The organism is Akkermansia muciniphila ATCC BAA-835, assembly GCF_000020225.1.
GTDB classification, from domain to species: Bacteria; Verrucomicrobiota; Verrucomicrobiia; order Verrucomicrobiales; family Akkermansiaceae; genus Akkermansia; species Akkermansia muciniphila.
Genome location: NC_010655.1, coordinates 2,389,248 through 2,408,249, shown reverse-complemented (window position 1 = coordinate 2,408,249; position 19,002 = coordinate 2,389,248). Strand labels below are relative to the sequence as shown.

At 56.9% G+C, this 19,002-nt stretch carries 13 protein-coding genes; 9 read left to right on the top strand and 4 right to left on the bottom strand.

The window, feature by feature from the left end; genetic code table 11:
- The 9 genes from scpA (at position 1) to ppdK (ending at position 11,842) form a co-directional block, all read left to right on the top strand.
- Complete coding sequence (scpA, locus tag AMUC_RS10585; RefSeq protein ID WP_012421008.1) at positions 1-2,145, top strand: methylmalonyl-CoA mutase; 2,145 nt, start codon at positions 1-3, stop codon at positions 2,143-2,145.
- A 350-nt stretch (positions 2,146-2,495) separates the two neighbouring features.
- Positions 2,496-3,200, top strand: a complete 705-nt coding sequence (locus tag AMUC_RS10580; protein ID WP_012421007.1) for a PEP-CTERM sorting domain-containing protein — start codon at positions 2,496-2,498, stop codon at positions 3,198-3,200.
- Between the two features lie 310 nt (positions 3,201-3,510).
- Positions 3,511-3,639 carry a hypothetical protein gene (locus AMUC_RS13055; RefSeq protein ID WP_256943616.1) on the top strand — a complete coding sequence of 43 codons (129 nt, stop codon included), beginning with the start codon at positions 3,511-3,513 and terminating at the stop codon, positions 3,637-3,639.
- 6 nt (positions 3,640-3,645) lie between these two features.
- Complete coding sequence (locus AMUC_RS12725; RefSeq protein ID WP_157738286.1) at positions 3,646-3,792, top strand: hypothetical protein; 147 nt, start codon at positions 3,646-3,648, stop codon at positions 3,790-3,792.
- A gap of 328 nt (positions 3,793-4,120) precedes the next feature.
- The gene (locus AMUC_RS10570; RefSeq protein WP_012421005.1) at positions 4,121-4,885 is read left to right on the top strand and encodes a PEP-CTERM sorting domain-containing protein; all 765 of its coding nucleotides are present in this window, start codon (positions 4,121-4,123) and stop codon (positions 4,883-4,885) included.
- A gap of 200 nt (positions 4,886-5,085) precedes the next feature.
- A complete protein-coding gene (locus AMUC_RS10565; RefSeq protein ID WP_012421004.1) occupies positions 5,086-5,979 on the top strand; it encodes a class I SAM-dependent rRNA methyltransferase in 894 nt (297 codons plus the stop codon).
- A 95-nt stretch (positions 5,980-6,074) separates the two neighbouring features.
- Positions 6,075-7,163, top strand: coding sequence for a tetratricopeptide repeat protein (locus AMUC_RS10560; protein WP_012421003.1), 1,089 nt, complete (start codon positions 6,075-6,077; stop codon positions 7,161-7,163).
- A gap of 15 nt (positions 7,164-7,178) precedes the next feature.
- The gene (locus AMUC_RS10555; RefSeq protein ID WP_012421002.1) at positions 7,179-8,726 is read left to right on the top strand and encodes a glucose-6-phosphate isomerase; all 1,548 of its coding nucleotides are present in this window, start codon (positions 7,179-7,181) and stop codon (positions 8,724-8,726) included.
- 371 nt (positions 8,727-9,097) lie between these two features.
- Positions 9,098-11,842 carry a pyruvate, phosphate dikinase gene (gene ppdK, locus AMUC_RS10545; RefSeq protein WP_012421001.1) on the top strand — a complete coding sequence of 915 codons (2,745 nt, stop codon included), beginning with the start codon at positions 9,098-9,100 and terminating at the stop codon, positions 11,840-11,842.
- 453 nt (positions 11,843-12,295) lie between these two features.
- On the opposite strand, the gene aat is transcribed toward ppdK, so the two are convergent.
- The 4 genes from aat to AMUC_RS10520 form a co-directional block, all read right to left on the bottom strand.
- Positions 12,296-12,877 (bottom strand): leucyl/phenylalanyl-tRNA--protein transferase, encoded by a 582-nt coding sequence (gene aat / locus AMUC_RS10540; protein ID WP_012421000.1) that lies wholly within the window; start codon positions 12,875-12,877, stop codon positions 12,296-12,298.
- Entirely contained in the window at positions 12,874-13,899 is a 1,026-nt protein-coding gene (locus AMUC_RS10535; protein WP_012420999.1) for an A/G-specific adenine glycosylase, read from the bottom strand. Before AMUC_RS10535 ends, aat begins: the two co-directional genes overlap by 4 nt.
- Positions 13,892-14,824, bottom strand: coding sequence for a shikimate dehydrogenase family protein (locus AMUC_RS10530; RefSeq protein ID WP_012420998.1), 933 nt, complete (start codon positions 14,822-14,824; stop codon positions 13,892-13,894). Before AMUC_RS10530 ends, AMUC_RS10535 begins: the two co-directional genes overlap by 8 nt.
- 266 nt (positions 14,825-15,090) lie before the next feature.
- The gene (locus AMUC_RS10520) at positions 15,091-18,633 is read right to left on the bottom strand and encodes an adenosylcobalamin-dependent ribonucleoside-diphosphate reductase (protein WP_012420997.1); all 3,543 of its coding nucleotides are present in this window, start codon (positions 18,631-18,633) and stop codon (positions 15,091-15,093) included.
- Between the last annotated feature and the right edge of the window lie 369 nt (positions 18,634-19,002).

Genomic DNA, 19,002 nt, shown 5'->3' with positions numbered 1-19,002 from the left:
ATGAGCAATATTCCTGATTTTGCATCCGCCTCCTATCCTGAAATCAAGGCTGGTGCCCCGTCCCCGGCTTCCGAAACGGAAACCTGGATGACCAATGAACAAATTCCCGTGCCGCCCACCTACTCGGAAAGCGTGTACGACGACTGCCTGCACCTGGACTTTACGGCCGGTGTGGCTCCCAACCTCCGCGGACCGTATGCCACCATGTATGTGGCGCGCCCCTGGACGGTGCGCCAGTACGCCGGCTTTTCCACGGCTGAGGAATCCAATGCCTTCTACCGCCGCAACCTGGCGGCGGGCCAGAAGGGCCTTTCCATTGCCTTTGACCTGGCGACGCACCGCGGCTATGACTCCGATCACCCCCGCGTGGTGGGTGACGTGGGCAAGGCCGGCGTGGCCGTGGACTCCATTCTGGACATGGAAATCCTCTTCAAGGGCATTCCCCTGGACAAAATGTCCGTTTCCATGACCATGAACGGCGCCGTGTTGCCCGTGCTGGCCTTCTACATCGTCGCCGCCCAGGAACAGGGCTGCACGCTGGACCAGCTCTCCGGCACGATCCAGAATGACATTCTCAAGGAATACATGGTGCGCAACACCTACATTTACCCGCCTGATCCCTCCATGAGGATTATTGCGGACATCTTTGAGTTCACCTCCAAGTACATGCCCAAGTTTAACTCCATTTCCATCTCCGGCTACCACATGCAGGAGGCCGGCGCTACGGCGGACCTGGAAATGGCCTACACCCTTGCGGACGGCCTAGAATATGTCCGCACCGGGATCAAGGCGGGCATTGACATTGACGCCTTCGCGCCGCGTCTTTCCTTCTTCTGGGCCCAGGGCAAGAATTACTTCATGGAAGTGGCCAAAATGCGCGCCGCCCGCGTGCTGTGGGCCAAACTCATCAAGCAGTTCAATCCCAAGAACCCGAAGTCCCTGGCCTTGCGCACGCACTCCCAGACTTCCGGCTGGTCCCTCACGGAACAGGACCCGTTCAACAACGTCACCCGCACCTGCATTGAGGCCCTAGCCGCTGCCTGCGGCCATACGCAGTCCCTGCACACGAACTCCCTGGACGAAGCGATTGCCCTGCCGACGGACTTCTCCGCCCGCATCGCCCGCAACACCCAGCTTCATCTTCAGGATGAAACCACCATCTGCAAGGTAATCGACCCGTGGGGCGGTTCCTACTATGTGGAATACCTGACCAATGAGCTCATTCGCAAGGGCTGGGCCCACCTTCAGGAAGTGGAAAAACTCGGAGGCATGGCCAAGGCCATTGAAACCGGGCTGCCCAAGATGCGCATTGAAGAAGCCGCAGCGCGCCGCCAGGCCGCCATTGACTCCGGAAAGGAACCCATCATCGGCGTTAACAAATACCGTCTGGAACAGGAAGCCCAGATCGATATTCTGGAAGTGGACAACACCACCGTCCGGGAAGCCCAGATCGCCCGCCTGCAGAAACTGCGCGCGGAACGGGACTCCGCCGCGTGCGAAGCCGCGCTGGAAGCCCTGTCCGAATGCGCCCGCACGGGGGAAGGCAATCTCCTTGACCTTGCCATCAAGGCGGCCAAGGCCCGCGCCTCCCTGGGTGAAATCTCCTCCGCCCTGGAAAAACACTTCGGGCGTCATAAAGCACCAATCAAACTCATTACCGGCGTGTACGCTCAATCCTATGGTCAAGATCCGCTGGTGGAGGAAGTCCGCAAGATGACGGATGACTTCGCCGAACGCACGGGGCGTCGTCCCCGCATCCTTGTCGCCAAAATGGGCCAGGACGGCCATGACCGCGGCGCCAAGGTGGTCTCCTCCGCCTATGCCGACCTCGGTTTTGACGTGGACGTGGGCCCGCTCTTCCAGACGCCGGAGGAAACTGCCAAAATGGCGATTGAAAACGACGTGCACATGATCGGCATGAGCTCTCTGGCCGCCGGCCACAAGGTTCTCCTTCCCGCCCTGGTGGAGGAACTTGCCAAGCAGGGCCGTCCGGATATCCTGGTCTTCTGCGGCGGCGTTATTCCCGCCCAGGACTATGACTTCCTGAAGGAACACGGAGCTGTGGCCATCTTCGGCCCGGGCACCAACATTCCGGAAGCTTCCAGGGAAATCATGGAAGCTCTTAACGAACAGTACGCTGACTAAACGGAATTTCCTGTTTATCAGGTAAATACCTGTTGCGAGAGGCCGGATGAAAAATCCGGCCTCTTTTTTGTGAGCGGATTGACTATCCGGTGAAAAAAAGCGGACATTGAAAATATTCAGGAGTAGCAGCTATTATCGACTTCAAATTATTGATAATAAATAGCATATTATTTATTTAAAATAAACGTCGCAACCAATATTTTTGGAGATATTTTTATTTATTATTTTTTCTATACTCCGTTTTTTCATCTGTTCCGTCCGCATAACCCCCTCTTTTTTTTAAAAAATAATTTGACACCGGATAGTCAATCCGTTACTGACTGAAATCAGTTGCTGTTTACCTGCTATTTATGAGAAGAATCGCCTCTATTTCCATGTTGGCTGTGGTATCCGCGCTTTCCGCGAGTGCTGCTACTGTATTATTTGATTTTAACAGTTCTTTGCTTCCGGAAACTCCCGCCAAGACTGTTTCTGTAACCGATTCCGGTTCCGGATTTGTTGCAACCCTGGCTACGGCAGCCTCTTCCGCTAATCTGGGTTCTACTTCTTCCGCCGCTTCTGGGGACTGGGTTTCCTCCGGAACTTCTTTTGATACACAGGGATTGGATTCTTTTATGGAAAACCAGATCTCTTTCGGAAACTCTTGGCAGACCTTTATCTCCGGCCCCAAAGGAGCTTCTCTTTCCCTGACTATTTCCGGTCTGGTGGCTGGTGCTTCCTACCAGATTGCCCTTGTTACCGGGTGTCCTTTTGAGGGGGCCGGTGCCTGGAATTCCCTGGTGACTTCCAATACCTACGACAGCGCGGCTCCTTCCATAGGTGCGAACTCTCAGACAATTCAGGCCCGGACTCCCACGGGGTACACCATTAGTGACGTTATTGCCAATGAAGATGGCGAAATTATTCTGACGGTGAATACTCCGGGTTCCTCCCACACGCCTACGTTCAATGCTCTGGCTATTTCTGGAGAAACAGCCAGCGTTCCGGAACCGGCCACGGCGTCCCTGAGTCTGCTGGGGCTGACGGCCCTGATGGCTCGCCGCCGAAGAGCTTGAGAACCTCTTTTCCGGCAGTAAAAAATGTTGTTGCCTGCAAGGTCTAGCCTTGCAGGCGATTTTTTTAATGTCTCTGTTGATGAAGGAGGGCCGTCCGAATAACCGTTTTTCCCTGGCGGAACTCTTGCTCCGGAGGAAATGAGGCTCCTGCTTCTTTGACATTGCGGGAACGTTCTTCATCCGTTACTCTTTGCTCTGCCGTAGAGAGAAATGATCATCATTGCGTGGAACGCAACAGGGAATTGATTCCGCCGGATACGGGTATGTTCCGGGTCATGGACGGGGCGGGGGATGGATCTTTGTGGATCAGATGGCGGATCGTCTTCTCGTCTCTACGCGCGGCTGTTCCATTCCTGCGGACCTGGAAAGCGAACTCCGGGATACGGGCATGCCCGTATTCCACAAAAAACTGGAACAAAACCAGAAAGAAACGTTCTGAACATCATTGGTCTTCTGTGGCAGCGTTATTCCCGTCCGGGACTATGACTTCCTGAAGGAACACGGAGCTGTGGCCATCTTCGGACCGGGCACCAACATTCCGGAAGCTTCCAGGGAAATCATGGAAGCTCTTAACGAACAGTATGCTGAATAAGCGGAAATCGTTGTTGGTCAGTGTAATGACCTGTGAGAAGCCGAATGAAAAATCCGGCCTCTTTTTTTGTGAGCGGATTAACTATCCGCTGTCAAACTATTTTTTTAAAAAAAAGGAATTTACGCAGATTCACAGACAGAAAAAACAGATTGGCAAATCGTAGAAAATATCTGTGAATGTTTTTTGGACGAGTTTATTTCAAATTCCATGATATATAATAGATATAATTTGATTTTCAATTAATTACGATATTTGTTCATCATTTTTTGAGAACATTGTGCAATACCTGTTTTTTCCCAACGGATAGTTAATCCGCACAATGTCGCATATGAAGTTTTCAACTTTTATCTCTCTCTTATTGGGGGGGCTTCTTCAAGGCAGTGCTGTTGCCGCTACTACATTTTTTACGGATCTGTCGCAGAATTTTTCTGGTGGGGATATCTCCTACTCTTCTCCGGAAGATGACAGCGTCAACGGGTTTGCTGCAGGTGCCATTTCTTCCGCAGTTACCACCGGTGGGGAGCGTCATCCTTCCTCCATCACGCTCAGCCTGAATCTCTCGGCTATGCGGAGCGCCATACATGAAGCAGATTTTTTCAACATTTTGCTGGTTGATTTAAGAATAAGCGAAAACTCAACTTCCGGTTCCATAGGCTTGATGTTGACGGCGGATGGTCTTAAGTTTGCCTACCAGGGATCTGTGTGGAGTCCTGGTGCTTCTGCTTACCTTTCTCTGGAGAGTTTGGCGAATCTTTCCTACACCGTGGAAGAGACTGATTACGTCACCCTTACTCTCGTGGCGGCTGTCCAGTCAGACGGAGCAAAGGGAACAAAAGTAGTTGATGACAAGGGTAATGGAGTGCCATGCAATAATGGTCGGAATTTTGCCTACACCGATTTGACGACATCCCAAAACTATCAAACTGTGCTTGTTAACACGGACTATGTAACGGGCATGGGCATTACGCCGGGCGTAGCGACCCCTGAAGAAATTGTTGCTGCAACCAGGAGTCTTGCCGTGCCGGAACCTGCTACGGCGTCCCTGAGTCTGCTGGGGCTGGCGGCCCTGATGGTTCGCCGCCGAAGAGCTTGAGAACCTCTTTTCCGGCAGTAAAAAATGTTGTTGCCTGCAAGGTCTAGCCTTGCAGGCGATTTTTTTAATGTCTCTGTTGATGAAGGAGGGCCGTCCGAATAACCGTTTTTCCCTGGCGGAACTCTTGCTCCGGAGGAAATGAGGCTCCTGCTTCTTTGACATTGCGGGAACGTTCTTCATCCGTTACTCTTTGCTCTGCCGTGGAGAGAAATTATCATTATTGCGTGGAACGCAACAGGGAATTGATTCCGCCGGATACGGATATGTTCCGGGTCATGGACGGGGTGGGGGATGGAATCCCCGGTGTCTTTGTGGATCAGATGGCGGATCGTCTTCTCGTCTCCACACGCGGCTGTTCCATTCCTGCGGACCTGGAAAGCGAACTCCGGGATACGGGCATGCCCGTATTCCACAAAAAACTGGAACAAAACCAGAAAGACGCGCCCGTCCAGATCGCCGGGCCGCTCCTTCCCCTGCAATTTACGGCCTTGGAGCAGGGAGTGCGTTTTAAAATAGACATGTCCGCCGGTTATTCCCAGGGAATTTTTCTGGATCAGCGCGACCACCGCCGCCGGGTGAGGGAAAAAAGCGCTCCGGGCATGAGGGTGCTGAATACTTTTGCCTATACGGGAGCCTTTTCCGTTTATGCGGCCCTGGGCGGAGCGCAGACAACCACGCTGGATCTGGCGCAGCCGTGCCTGGACTGGGCCAGGGAAAATTTCATGCTGAACGGCATTGAGCCCTCCGCCCAGTATTTCTGCAAGGGGGACGCGCGCCGCTGGCTGGAACGGTTCGCCAGGCAGGGCCGCACCTTTCACGGCATTATTCTGGACCCTCCCACGTTTTCCCGGGATGACCGCGGAAAGGTGTTCCGGGTGGAATCCCACTACGGGGAGCTGGTGGCGCTGGCTCGCGAATGCCTGGAACCGGGCGGCTGGATGCTGTGCACCAGCAACTGCCGCAAGCTGGGCCACGAGGACTTCCGCAGGATGGTGGCCCGTGCCGTTCCCGGTTTCCGCCTGACTCATGACCCCATGCCCCCGGATTTCTCCGGGGAGGATTATTTGAAAAGACTGTGGGTAGACTGGAAATGAATATTTTATGAAAAATTTTCCTCTGCATCGCTGACGCATTTTATCCTTTTGAAAACTCTTCCGGTCTGGTAGAAAACCGCCCAATTGCTTTTTCTATGAAAAAACTAGCCTATGTTGCTGGACTCTTCGCTCTCACATGTTCCCCTTTGCTTGCCGCCCTTTATGAGGGACTGGAGGTGGGGATGGACAAGGACCAGGTGCTGAAAACCCTGAGGCGGAGCAAGCAGCTTGAAGGGCCGCCCACGGACGCCCTCCTTTCACGCACCGGGCTCAACGGCGTGTTTAAAACCAGGCAGTCCATAGGCGGCCAGACTTTTTCCCTGAACTTTGACTATGACCCCTCCGGCGGCTTGAGGGCCGTTGTCCTCTACTCCCGGAGCAAATACCGTGGTTCCGAATATGAGACCAGGCTGAAATCCGCCTATAAGGCTCTTCTGGTGGGCCTGACGGAACAATTCGGGGAACCGGCGAACATGCCGGAGTGGGTGGCCAGGGAATCCCTTCAGGAAGGCCGCATCCAGTACATGCACATGTGGAAGGTCTCTCCCGGCGTTTTTCTGATGTCTGGCCTGGGCAACATGGGAGCCATGGAGGGTTACTTCCCCCTTTTCCGTTTTTCCGGTCCGTCCGGCATGCCTCCCAAGTCCAAAAGGGACAGGGAGGAACTGAAAAGGGAATGGGCGGCTATTCCGGAATTCCTAGGCTTGAAGGAGGCGGAACTCCATATTTCCGACGCCGTGCGCGCCATGGGTTCCAAAAAATATAAAGATGCCTTTGAATGCTTCCAGCAGGCGGCGGAGTTGGGCTGCCCCCGTGGCTACTGGGGCATGGCGTTCCTGTATGACCAGGGCAAATACGGCGTGAAGAGGGATAAGAAAAAAGCGGAGGAAATGCACCGCAAGGCCGGAGCCGCCGGCTATGCCCCTTCCGCTTCCAGATTCGGAGCCGCGTGGCCGGACGCGGCGCGGGTTCTGGGCCTTACCGCTGCGGAAGCCAGGGAACAGTCCCGCACGCGCCGCCGGGCGGCTGCGGAAGGCTATGCCTCGGAGCAATACAACCTGGGCGTGATGTATCAGACCGGTTTCGGCCTGCCCAAGGACATGGCCAAAGCCCGGGAATGGTTCCAGAAAGCGGCGGACCAGGGCGACGTGCAGGCCAAAAGCATCCTGAAAAAACTCCGGTAACCCTTTTTCCAATCCATGACCATCATGAGCTTATACGCAAAACAACTCGTTCGCTACCCTGAACTGGGCATTTCCCTTGATTTTTCAAAACTTCCGCTGGACGACGCATTCCTGTCTTCCATGCAGGGACGGATAGACAGGGCGTTTGCCGACATGAAGGCGCTGGAATCCGGCGCCATCGCCAATCCGGATGAAAAACGCATGGTGGGGCACTACTGGCTGCGCAACTCCTCCCTGGCTCCCACGCCGGAATTGAAAGCCGCCATTGACGGCCCCCTGGCGGACGTCAAAGCCTTCGGACGGGACGTTCTGGACGGCAAAATAACGCCTCCCCGCGCGGAACAATATTCCGCCGCCCTCGTCATCGGCATCGGCGGTTCCGCTCTTGGCCCGGAGCTGGTGGCGGATGCCATTCCGGCGGCAGGGCTGGACATGTTCTTTCTGGACAACACGGATCCGGACGGCATGTACCGGGTGCTGGAATCCCTCCCTCTGGAAGAAACGCTTGTCATTGTCATTTCCAAATCTGGCGGCACGCCGGAAACCCGCAACGGCATGCTGGTGGCCCAGGACTTCTTCAGGAAGAACGGGCTGGAATTCGCACCCCAGGCGGTCGCCGTCACGGGAACGGGTTCCCGGCTGGACAAAACGGCTGAGGCGGAAGGCTGGCTCAGGCGTTTCCCGATGGAAGACTGGGTGGGCGGCCGCACCTCCGTCATGTCCGTGGTAGGGCTGGTTCCCGCCGTGCTTCAGGGCGTGAACGTGGATGATCTGCTGGAAGGCGCGCGCCTGATGGACGAAAAGACCCGCCGGGACTGCGTGAAATGCAACGCCTCCATGAAACTGGCGCTGGCCTGGTACAAGGCCACCGGCGGCAAGGGGGAAAAGGATATGGTGGTTCTCCCTTATAAGGATGCCCTGGTGCTCTTCTCCAAATACCTCCAGCAGCTCATTATGGAATCCCTCGGCAAGCGGCTGGACCTGGAGGGCAACGAAGTCTGCCAGGGCATTTCCGTGTACGGCAACAAGGGCTCCACGGATCAGCATGCCTATGTGCAGCAGCTCCGTGACGGCGTGAACAACTTCTTCGCCACCTTCATTGAAGTGCGCGAATGTTCCGCGGATGCGGTGGAAGTGGAAGCGGGCGCCACCTGCGGAGACTTCCTCCAGGGCTTCCTGCGCGGCACCCGCCAGGCTCTGGCGGAATCCGGCCGTTCCTCCATCACCATTTCCATCCCGGAGGTGAACGCCAAAACGCTTGGCATGCTGATTGCTCTGTTTGAGCGCGCCGTCTCCTTCTATGCTTCCCTGGTCAACATCAACGCCTACCACCAGCCCGGCGTGGAAGCCGGCAAAAAAGCGGCGGGTTCCTTCCTGGCCCTGCTGGGCAGGGTAAGGGGGGCTCTGGGAACCGCCCCGGAAACCGCCGCCCAGATGGCTGCCCGGCTGGATGCGGACCAGGAAGCCGTGTACCATTGCCTCGTGCATATAGCTTCCGGTGATTCCTCCGTCAAGTGGGTTCAGGCTGACTGTGCGGATGAAGACACCTTCTGCAAGGCATAAAAAACAGGGCATATTATTTCCGGCGGACGCTTATCCGGTTGATAAGCGTCCGTTTTTCTTTTCCGGACAGCCATGAAAAGAAACTCGCTGCGCTTTTCTTTCCAGGTAATTTCGGGGCCGCCGGAAAACAGGAAGCGGCGTTGCCCGGAGGAAGAGCGGTTCCGGACGGGACAGGCTGGAAAAGCAGGGTTTTGGCATGCATTCTTTTCCCCAAAAACTCTGAAAAATATTTTTGTTTTCCGTACAATTTCGAATTGACAAAGCAAGGAGCCGAAGGCATCCTTATTCGACCCTAACTCGCTATTGGGTCTTTTGTTGGCTCCTTTGGTCGATGTTTGGGCAGAATCATTAATTCGACTACAATAATCGATATGTCCACCAATTCCTGCGCGTGTAGCGCATCTACTGACAAATTCGTCTATTCTTTCGGCGGAGGGTCCGCCGACGGCAATGGCAGCATGAAAAATCTTTTGGGCGGCAAGGGCGCCAACCTTGCGGAAATGGCCCGTATCGGCCTTCCTGTCCCTCCCGGATTCACCATCACTACGGAAGTTTGCACTTACTACTACGATCACGGCTGCACTTATCCCGCCCAGCTTGACGCGCAGGTCAAGGAAGGCATTGCCAAAATGGAACAGATCCTGGGACGCAAGTTCGGCGATACGGAAGCTATGCCCCTGCTGGTGGCCGTGCGTTCCGGCGCCCGTGAATCCATGCCCGGCATGATGGACACGATTTTGAACCTCGGCCTGAATGAAAAATCCGTGGAAGCCATGGTGAAGGCTACGAACAACCCCCGCTTCGCCTGGGACTGCTACCGCCGCTTCGTGCAGATGTACGGCGACGTGGTGCTGGGTGTGCAGAAAACCCCGGATGAAGACCACGAACCCTTTGAAACCGCCATCGCTGCCATCAAGAAAGAACGCTTTGGCAGCGAGGACGTGGAAGACACCAAGCTCTCTGCCGATGACCTGAAGGAACTTGTCTCCCGCTTCAAGGCCCTGGTGCTGGAACGCACCGGCCATGAATTCCCGGAATGCCCCTGGGAACAGCTTCAGGGAGCCATTGGCGCCGTGTTCGGTTCCTGGAACAATGACCGCGCCATCGTGTACCGCCAGAAATACGGCATTCCGTCCGAATGGGGCACCGCCGTCAACGTGCAGGCCATGGTCTTCGGCAACACGGGTGAGGAATCCGGTTCCGGCGTGGCGTTCACCCGCAACCCCGCCTCCGGCGAAAACGAATTCTATGGCGAATTCCTGATGAACGCCCAGGGTGAAGACGTCGTGGCCGGCGTGCGTACGCCCGCCCCCGTTGCTGCCCTTCATGAAGTGATGCCCGCCGCCTTCAATGAACTGGTGCGCATTCGCGAAGTGCTGGAAAACCACTTCCATGACATGCAGGACTTTGAATTCACCATTCAGGACCGCACCGTCTACATGCTCCAGACCCGCAACGGAAAGCGCACCGGCGTGGCCGCTTTCCGCATTGCCTGTGAAATGGTGGAACAGGGCCTGATTGACTGGAAAACCGCCGTGCGCCGCATTCCTGCGGACCAGGTGGACCAGCTGCTGACCCCCATCTTTGACCGTGAAGCCATCAAGAGTGCCAAGGTTCTGACCCGCGGTCTTCCCGCCGGGCCCGGCGCCGCCACCGGACGCATCTACCTGAACGCGGAACGCTGTGTGGAAGCCGCGGATAGAGGTGAAAAGGTTCTGCTGGTCCGTCTGGAAACCTCTCCGGAAGACCTGCGCGGCATGATTGCCGCTGAAGGCATCCTGACCGCCCGCGGCGGCGTTTCCTCCCATGCCGCCCTCGTTGCCCGCCAGATGGGCAAAGTCTGCGTTTGCGGCGCGGATGAAATCATTGTGGACTACAACAACCGCACCGTTTCCGTTGGCGACGTAACCATCAGCGAAGGTGACTACCTCTCCATTGACGGAACGAGCGGCCTGGTATACGCCGGCAAGGTGGAAACTTCCCCCTCTGAAATCATCCAGGTCCTGATTTCCAAGACCATGAAGCCGGAAGACAGCCGCACCTACCAGAACTTCGCCAAGCTCATGCAGTGGTGCGACGACTGTACCAAAATGAAAGTGCGCACCAATGCGGACTCTCCCAAGCAGACGGAAACCGCCATCGCCTTCGGCGCCACCGGCATCGGCCTCTGCCGCACGGAACACATGTTCTTTGAAGGGGACCGGATCGACTTCGTCCGTGAAATGATCCTCTCCACCAAGAAGAGCGACCGCGTAGCCGCCGTTTCCAAGCTCCTTCCCTACCAGAAGGGGGACTTCAAGGGCATCTTCAAGGCGCTCAAGGGCCTGCCGGGCACCATCCGCCTTCTGGACCCGCCCCTGCACGAATTCCTTCCCCAGACGAAGGAACAGCAGCTTGACCTGGCCCAGAAAATCGGCATGCCTGTGGAAGTTATCATGCGCCGCGTGTCCGAACTCCATGAGTTCAACCCGATGCTCGGCCACCGCGGCTGCCGTCTCGGCATCGCCTATCCGGAAATCACGGAAATGCAGGCCCGCGCCATCTTTGAAGCCGCTGTGGAAGTCTCCCAGGAAGAAGGATTTGCCGTGGTGCCTGAAATCATGGTTCCTCTGGTGGCCTTCAAGAAGGAACTGGACATCCAGAAAGCCATCATTGACAAGGTGGCCCAGCAGGTATTTGAGGAAAAAGGCGTCAAAGTGGACTACCTCGTCGGCACCATGATTGAAATCCCGCGCGCTGCCGTCACGGCTGACGAAATCGCGGAAACCGCCCAGTTCTTCTCCTTCGGCACCAATGACCTGACCCAGACGGGCCTGGGCATGAGCCGCGACGACTCCGGCTCCTTCCTGCCGCAGTACCAGGAACTGGAAATCATCAAGAAGAACGTCTTCGCTTCCATTGACCAGAACGGCGTCGGCAAGCTGATGAAGATTGCCGTGGAACTCGGCCGCTCCACCCGCCCGGACATCAAACTGGGCATCTGCGGCGAACACGGCGGCGACCCCGCTTCCGTCAAGTTCTGCAACACGCTGGGCCTGACTTATGTGAGCTGCTCGCCCTACCGCGTCCCGACCGCCCGTCTGGCCGCGGCCCAGGCTGCTCTGGAACAGGAATAAACCTTTTTGTTAAGGGTTAATAAACAGCCCGTGGTTCTTCGGAACCACGGGCTGTTTTAGCGGATGGAACGGTCTTGTCAGATATGGCTTGAACCTTGCGGGCCAAACTGCTCCATGCGTTTGGTTTGGGCATGTTTGACGGCTTCCGCCTTGCTGCAAAAAATCATGTTAATGGCATCATGGGCCGAAGCTCTCCTGGCGGAAGAGGAAGTGCATCTTTCCCAAAATACTCCGCAGTCTTTCCCGGAGTGCCGTTGATGTCGATTCCGGAGTTTTTTATGCCGGAGCCATGCTTCCTGAACGTTTGGTCGTAAGGGGTGGCATGGGGGGCAAGTATTGATGGCAAAGCCCGAAGAAAAATCATCAGCAGGTTATGAAATCCGGTGCGCTGTCGGATCTCCCATAATTGGGAATCAATCTCATGACCGTTTACACCGGACAGTAAAATATAGTTTATTGTTCCTCCAGTGCCCTCTTCAGAAGCTTCCGGTATTCCTTGGCCGGCACTTCATAGGTTCCGAATTTCAGCAGATGCGGCGTAGTCCACTGGGTATCCAGAAAAAGGAACCGATGCGCCCGTAGGTATTGCACCAGAGCCACCAGGGCGATCTTGCTGGCGTCCGTTTTCCGGTGGAACATGCTTTCCCCGAAAAAAGCCTTCCCCAGGGCTACTCCGTACAGTCCTCCCTGCAGCCCTTCCTCGTCCCAGCATTCCACACTGTGGGCGAAGCCCATCTCGTGAAGCTTGCCGTATGCTTCTTCAATCTGTCCGTCTATCCATTGTTCTTCCGGCTGGTCCGTCCGGGCGCAGGCATGGACCACCTCCGGAAAAGCGGTATCCATCCGGAGTTCAAAGGGTTTTTTATTCAAAGCCCGTTTGAGGCCGTGGGGGATGTGGAAGCGGTCGTCCAGCGGAATCAGGGCGCGCGGGTCCGGTTCGTAAAAGGAGATTTCTCCCGTTTCCGGGTCCGCCATGGGAAAACACCCCTGGCAATAGGCGGAGAGGACAAGTTCCGGCGTCAATCTGTCATTCATCTGATATGGTCCAGCAGTTTGCCGAGGGTGGGGGAGTTCAGTGCCTTGCGGTCCGGTGAGGCCATGGGCAGCCCGTGGATTTTGTCCAACGGCACGAATTCCTCTCCTTCCCTGAGGAGAGGCGTATCCGTCACATGGTGGATGTAGCGGGTCACCCTGTAGCGGGTAATGCTGTAGGTTTGTTTCAGGACATGGGGCAGGGAAAGGGTGTGCTCGTCCTCCCTCTGGGGGAAGCGGTACATGCCGGCATGGCGCTTGCCTTCCGGGCATTTGGCCAGCAGGACGGATTTGCCGCGGATGTAAAGAATATCGTGGTGTTCCACCCGGGTGACTTGAGGCTTGGGATTTTTGACGGGAAGCGTTTCCGGCCGTTCCGCAGAGCAGAAGGGGCGCACGGGGCACAGCAGGCAGTCTGGAGAACTGATGCTGCAGCAGGTTTGCCCAAGTTCCATGATGGCTGAATTGAATTCACGGGCATGTTCCGGATCCACCAGGCTTTCCGCGCGGCTCCACAGGTATTTCTGGCCTTCCGTGGAATCCACGGGAACGGAATAATTGTCAATGCGGGCCAGGACGCGCGCGACATTGGCGTCTACAATGGGAGCCGCCTTGTTGAAGGCGAAGGAGAGGAGCGCTCCCGACGTGTAGGGGCCGATGCCCGGCAGGCGTTTCAGCCCTTCCGCATTGTCCGGGAACCGCCCTCCGAATTCGTTGACGATTTCCCTGGCGATGGCCTGGAGGGAACGCACGCGGCGGTAATAGCCCAACCCTTCCCAGGAGCGCAGGGCCGTCTGTTCGTCCACGGCAGCCAGATGCGCCGGAGTGGGGAACTGGCGCATCCATCTGTCATATCTTCCCAAAACGGTGGGAATGGTAGTCTGCTGCAGCATCAGCTCGGAAACAAGGATGTGCCACGGATCCGTTGTCCGCCGCCACGGGTAATCCCTCCCTTCGCGCCTGAACCATTCTACCAGCGCGTTCCGGAAAGCATGGATGTTAAAATGGGGGGTGCCGTCAGTCATGCTTTTGTTCAAGAGCCTGGCGCATGGCGGAAATATCCGGCTTGATGCCGAACCAGCGTTCAAAGGAAAGGGCCCCCTGGTGAACCAGCATGGAAAGGCCGTTGGAAACTCTGGCGCCCTGAAAGCGGGCTTCCATCTGGAAGGCATCGTCATGCGTCTGTAAATCATAAACCAGATGGTGGGCGGAAAGCAGTGCAGGGGGGACGGGGGAAGGGTCCGTAGGCTTCAGGCCGAGGGAGGTGGCGTTGACGATCAGGTCCGCTTCCTCCACGGCGGCATTGAAACGGGGCGTATTGTTCTGGTGGGCCGCCAGGCGGTCGGAGGCCCCTTCCAGCCTGTGTTCGTCAATGAAAAAGGAACTCAGCCTGTTTTTAAGCTCCTGAAGCTTTTCTTCCGATCTTCCGGCCAGCGTCAGCCGTTCGCAACGCTGCATGGCGCAGGTGTAGGCCAGGGCAAGCCCGGCCCCGCCGCAGGAGCCCAGAAGGGCCACTTTCAAATCGCGCAAATCCACGGAAAATTCCTCCCGGATGGCGCGGGCGAACCCCGGGCCGTCCGTATTGAATCCGGAGACGGAACCGTCCTGTTGGAAAACAAGAGTATTGACGGAGCCGGTAGCGCGGGAAAGGGCGTCTGTGTCACTGCACAGGGAACAGGCCGCCTGCTTGTGGGGAACCGTAACGTTGGCCCCCGTGAATCCCCTTTTCCTGAGGAGCCGCACCACCTCCCCGAATTCTTCCGGAGCGGCCTGGATGCGGATATACCGGGCGCGAATGCCCGCCGCATCCAGCGCGGCCTGCTGCATGGCGGGGGATTTGGAATGGGCAATGGGGAAACCGATTACGACCAGTCTGGCGGGAACGGTTTCCCCGGCGTCAAACGGATGTTCTTCATCCAGAAGATCGGCCAGGGTATAGTAGGGTTTCATGGAAAATGTGGGAACGGCTTCAGGCGTACGCGCCGGACTATGAATGAAATGCTGCCGGATTTCAAGGCAAACGCCTATCATTCCTTTTCCCCGCGCGGCGGTTTCCGTTCGCTTCTTTCCGGAAAGTTCATGCCGGGCGGGAGCCGGGAGGGCCGGAAAACCGTCTCTCCCGGAAAGAATGCCTTCTCCGTAAATTCACCAGGCGGAACCCGGCAGCTGCCGGGTTCCGCCTGGAAAGAGCGGGTATGGAATGATCTGGTTACCGTTTATTCCCCGCAGCCGCCGTCCTTGTATCCGCAGGAGCGGCAGGATTTGCATTTGCCGTCCTGGACATAGGCCAGGGAGTGGCACTGCGGGCAGAGGGAGGCGCCGTTGAGCATCGTTCCTTCCGGAACCTTTCCGGCGGGAATTTCCGGCAGGGCCGGAGTAGCGGGATGCGCCGGAGTGGTGATGATGCGGGGGGGCAGCACGCTTACCGTCGTATCCGGAGCCTGGCCCGGAAGGCTGACGCTGGGGATGGAGAATACGTCCCGCAGGCGGTAGCCGTTGCTTTCCGGGAAAAGCCACGCCAGGATTTTGGCAATCAAATCCACCACGGAAGCGCAGGAGCGGATTTCCGTGCAGGTGTCCGCCTCCGTGTCGTCCCCCACGCGGCAGAACCCGGAGGGCTCGAAGGAGTAATTGCGGAAACCCTTGACCACTTCCTTGAGAGGCACGCCGAACTGAAGGGCGGTGGAAAGGAGTTTGCAGTAAGCTTCAAACATGCCGGAGGCGAAGGAGCCGACTTGTCCCAGGCGTCCGAAAACTTCCCCGCAGGTGCCGTCCGCATAAACGCCTACCGTCAGGTAGCCCGTCAGCTGGCCGCCTACGGAGAATTTTACGGTCTGGCCCAGACGGCGACCGGGCAGCTTGCGCTGGCGCGGCTTGGATGCCTCCGCGATGATTTCGTCAATGGCGTCCGATCCGGCATTCACCAGCTGTTCCCAGACGTGGTTGGCCTTGAACATGCGCGTTTCCGGGGTATCCACCACGTAAACGGCATTCGCCTTGGATCCGGCGCGGAAGATGGCGATGCACTTCACGCCCAGCTCGTGGGACATGATGAGGGAATCGTAAATATCCTGCACGCTGGCGGAGACGGGCATGTTGACCGTCTTGGAGCACGCGCCGGAGATGAAGGGCTGGAGGGCGCCCAGCATCAGCACATGGCCGGCGGGGGAAATGGCACGGATGCCGTTGCCGTTGGTGGCGGCGCAGTCAAAGACCGGCAGGTCCTTCTTATTCAGCCACGGTATGGATTCAATATGGGCGGCTCCGTTGACTACGGCGAGTTCATCCGCCGTCAGCACGGCCATGTTGGCCGGGTTGCTGATATAAGCCACTTTTTCCTGAATTTCACTGCGGGATTCCGTTCCGGAGAGCAGGCGGCGCCACGCGAGGCGCACGGGGCCGGCCTGGTCATTGCAGGGGTCCACAATGAGCTGGTTCACGACGTAATCCATATTCCCCTGGAACGCGGAAATCAGGCCGTCCAGGCCCGCCACTTCCAGAGCGGCTTCATTGACGAAGTCTTCCGGGTAACCCAGGGAGCGGAGGCCTTCCAGGGCCAGGCGGTTGAACATCTTCAGGGAGCCTCCGCCCGCCAGCTGCTTCCATTTCACCAGCGTGTAATCCGGCTCAATGGAAGTAGTGCCTTCATCATAGCAGCCCAGCGGGGCGGAAATGGTGCCCGTGGGTGCCATCACGGAAACAAACGCGTTGCGGTGCGCCGTGGCCTTGATCACCTTCGCCCACATGTCGGAAGCGGCTTCCGCCAGCTTGGCCGCAGGGGCGATGCGCTCCCTGTTCATCATGGTGGGGGCCTTGAAGCTCTTGAGGTAGGCATGCAGGGCATAGGAGGCGGTGAGCCCCTGCGCTTCCGGCAGGATCCCTCCGGCATTGGCGATGATGTTCTCAATCAGGTCGTCCAGCGTCTTGGAGTCCTTCTGGGAGGGCAGGGCGCTTGCCAGTTTCTGGGCTGCGTTGTGCAGGCGCAGCACGGCGAGCAGGTCTTTCTTGCTGGCGGGGTATTCCACGTAGGAACCCAGTTCCGCGCCCATTTCCGCGGAGGCCGTCCAGCAGGCCGCCGTCAGGGCACTGCAAAGCTGGGAGGCAATCCAGCGGCCTTCGTCGGAATCGTAAGGCACGCCCAGGGCCATCAGGGAGCCGCCCACGTTGGCGAAGCCGATGCCCGTGGTGCGGTACTTGTAGGTGCCCTCCGCGATTTCTTCAATCGGGAAGCCGCCGCGTTCCACATTCAGGTCCGCGCAGACCATGGCCAGGCGGGCGGCGTGGGTCAGGGCGTCCGCATCAAAAACGGGCTTGCCGTCCTCTCCCTTGATCAGGAAGCGATAGGCGTTGAAGGAGGAAAGGTTGCAGCTCGTATTGTTCAGGAAGACGTATTCCGAGCAGGGATTGGACGTAGTGATGGTGCCGATGGATTTGACGGGATTCCACAGGTTGATCACGTCGTTATTGTGCACGCCGGGTTCCCCGTTGTCCCAGATGGACTGGGCCATGGCTTCCAGAAGTTCCTGGGCGCGGAACGTCTGTTCGATGTGGGCCGGATTCGTGACCCAGCGCGTGTAGGTATTGCCGTTATTGGCGAGCGCCTGCCAGAAATCCCCCTTCAGGGAAACGGAATGGTTCGCGTTCTGGTGGGAAAGCGTTTCCCCGTACAGCAGGGCGTCCATGTGCGGGTCAAAACTGTTCCGGGTGGCCAGGGGAAGGGAAAGAATGACGCGGGCGGCGGCCTTTTCCGCCGGAGTGCCGGCAACCAGCTTGGTCTCCGCAATCTGCTTGAGCTCCACATGCACGTTGTGTTCGCGCAGGATAACCTTGGCGATGTCTTCCTGGCGGTTTTTCGTATTGATGAATTCGAAAATATCCGGGTGGTCGCTGAACATCAGGACCATGCGTGCGGCGCGGCGCGTCTTGCCTCCGGATTTGATGGCTCCGGCCATGCGGTCCCAGCCGCGGTCGAAAGAGATGGGGCCGGAGGAGCGGCCCTTGCCGCTGATGGGCTCCTTAGAGGACCGGAGGGTGGACAGGTTGATGCCTACTCCGGAACCGGACGCGAAAATACGGCCTTCCGTCGTCAGGTGGTCCAGAATATCCTCCATGCTGTCTCCCACTTCCGTCAGGAAGCAGGCGGAACACTGGGGGTATTCATACGTAGACTGGACCATGAAGGTTTTCAGATTGTTCTTGGTCCCTTTGGTATGGTAGGCCTTGTTGCCGTGGCCTGTATAGTTTTCCCTCAGGTCCGGGCGTCCCCAGCGCCACTGCTCCCAGTGGCCGATGTTGAACCAGACGGGGGAGTTGGGCGCCCATATCTGCTGCACCAGCATGGCCTTGATTTCCTCATTGAAAATTTCCGCGTCCTCCAGCGTGGCGAAGTAGCCTTCCTCCCATCCCCATACGGTATAGGTATTGGAAATGCGGTCGTAGATATTGCGGAAGCTGTCTTCATATTCTAGGGAGCCGGGTTCACTGCCGAAAAGGTACTTGTCCGCCGTGATTTTGACGGCGTTGTCATCCCAGTGGGCCGGAGCTTCCAGACCCAGGCGCTCGTAAATGGTCTTGCCGGTTTTCCAATCCATAATGCGGACGTCGCGGCGTGTCCAGTCCACTTCATCATAGGGGTGGACTTCATTGTGTGAAAATCTTCTGGTGAATTTCAAACCGCCCAGCAGGTCTTTCCTCTGGGGGAGGATGATTTCCTGGCCTGTACGCAGTTTGAGTATGGTTTGCGAGTTGTCTGTGATCATTGGATTGCGAAGTAGAAAGGTTTGGGAATAATCCCGTAGGCTTTTGCGCTTCGTCATGGGGCGGCGGCGCGTAGCGTGTGCATTATCTACTGAAAAATAATCCTGATGAAAAGGAAATATTGTACAGTATTTTTTTATATACACTATATATTGTATTATTTGTTCTGTTTTCTAGAAAAAATTCTCCTGTCTTGCGTGATTTTTTCTGTCTTCCGCATGCTTCTTTTTTGTTTGGCGAAGGGGGGCGGCTGGGCGTTTTGGCTCTCCCCCGGAAACGGGCTTTTCATGAAAAACCCTGGTAATAAGAGTACGTTAACGGCGCCTGGAAAGCGGAAGAACACGGTCTTTCTGCAAATATGCAACAATGGA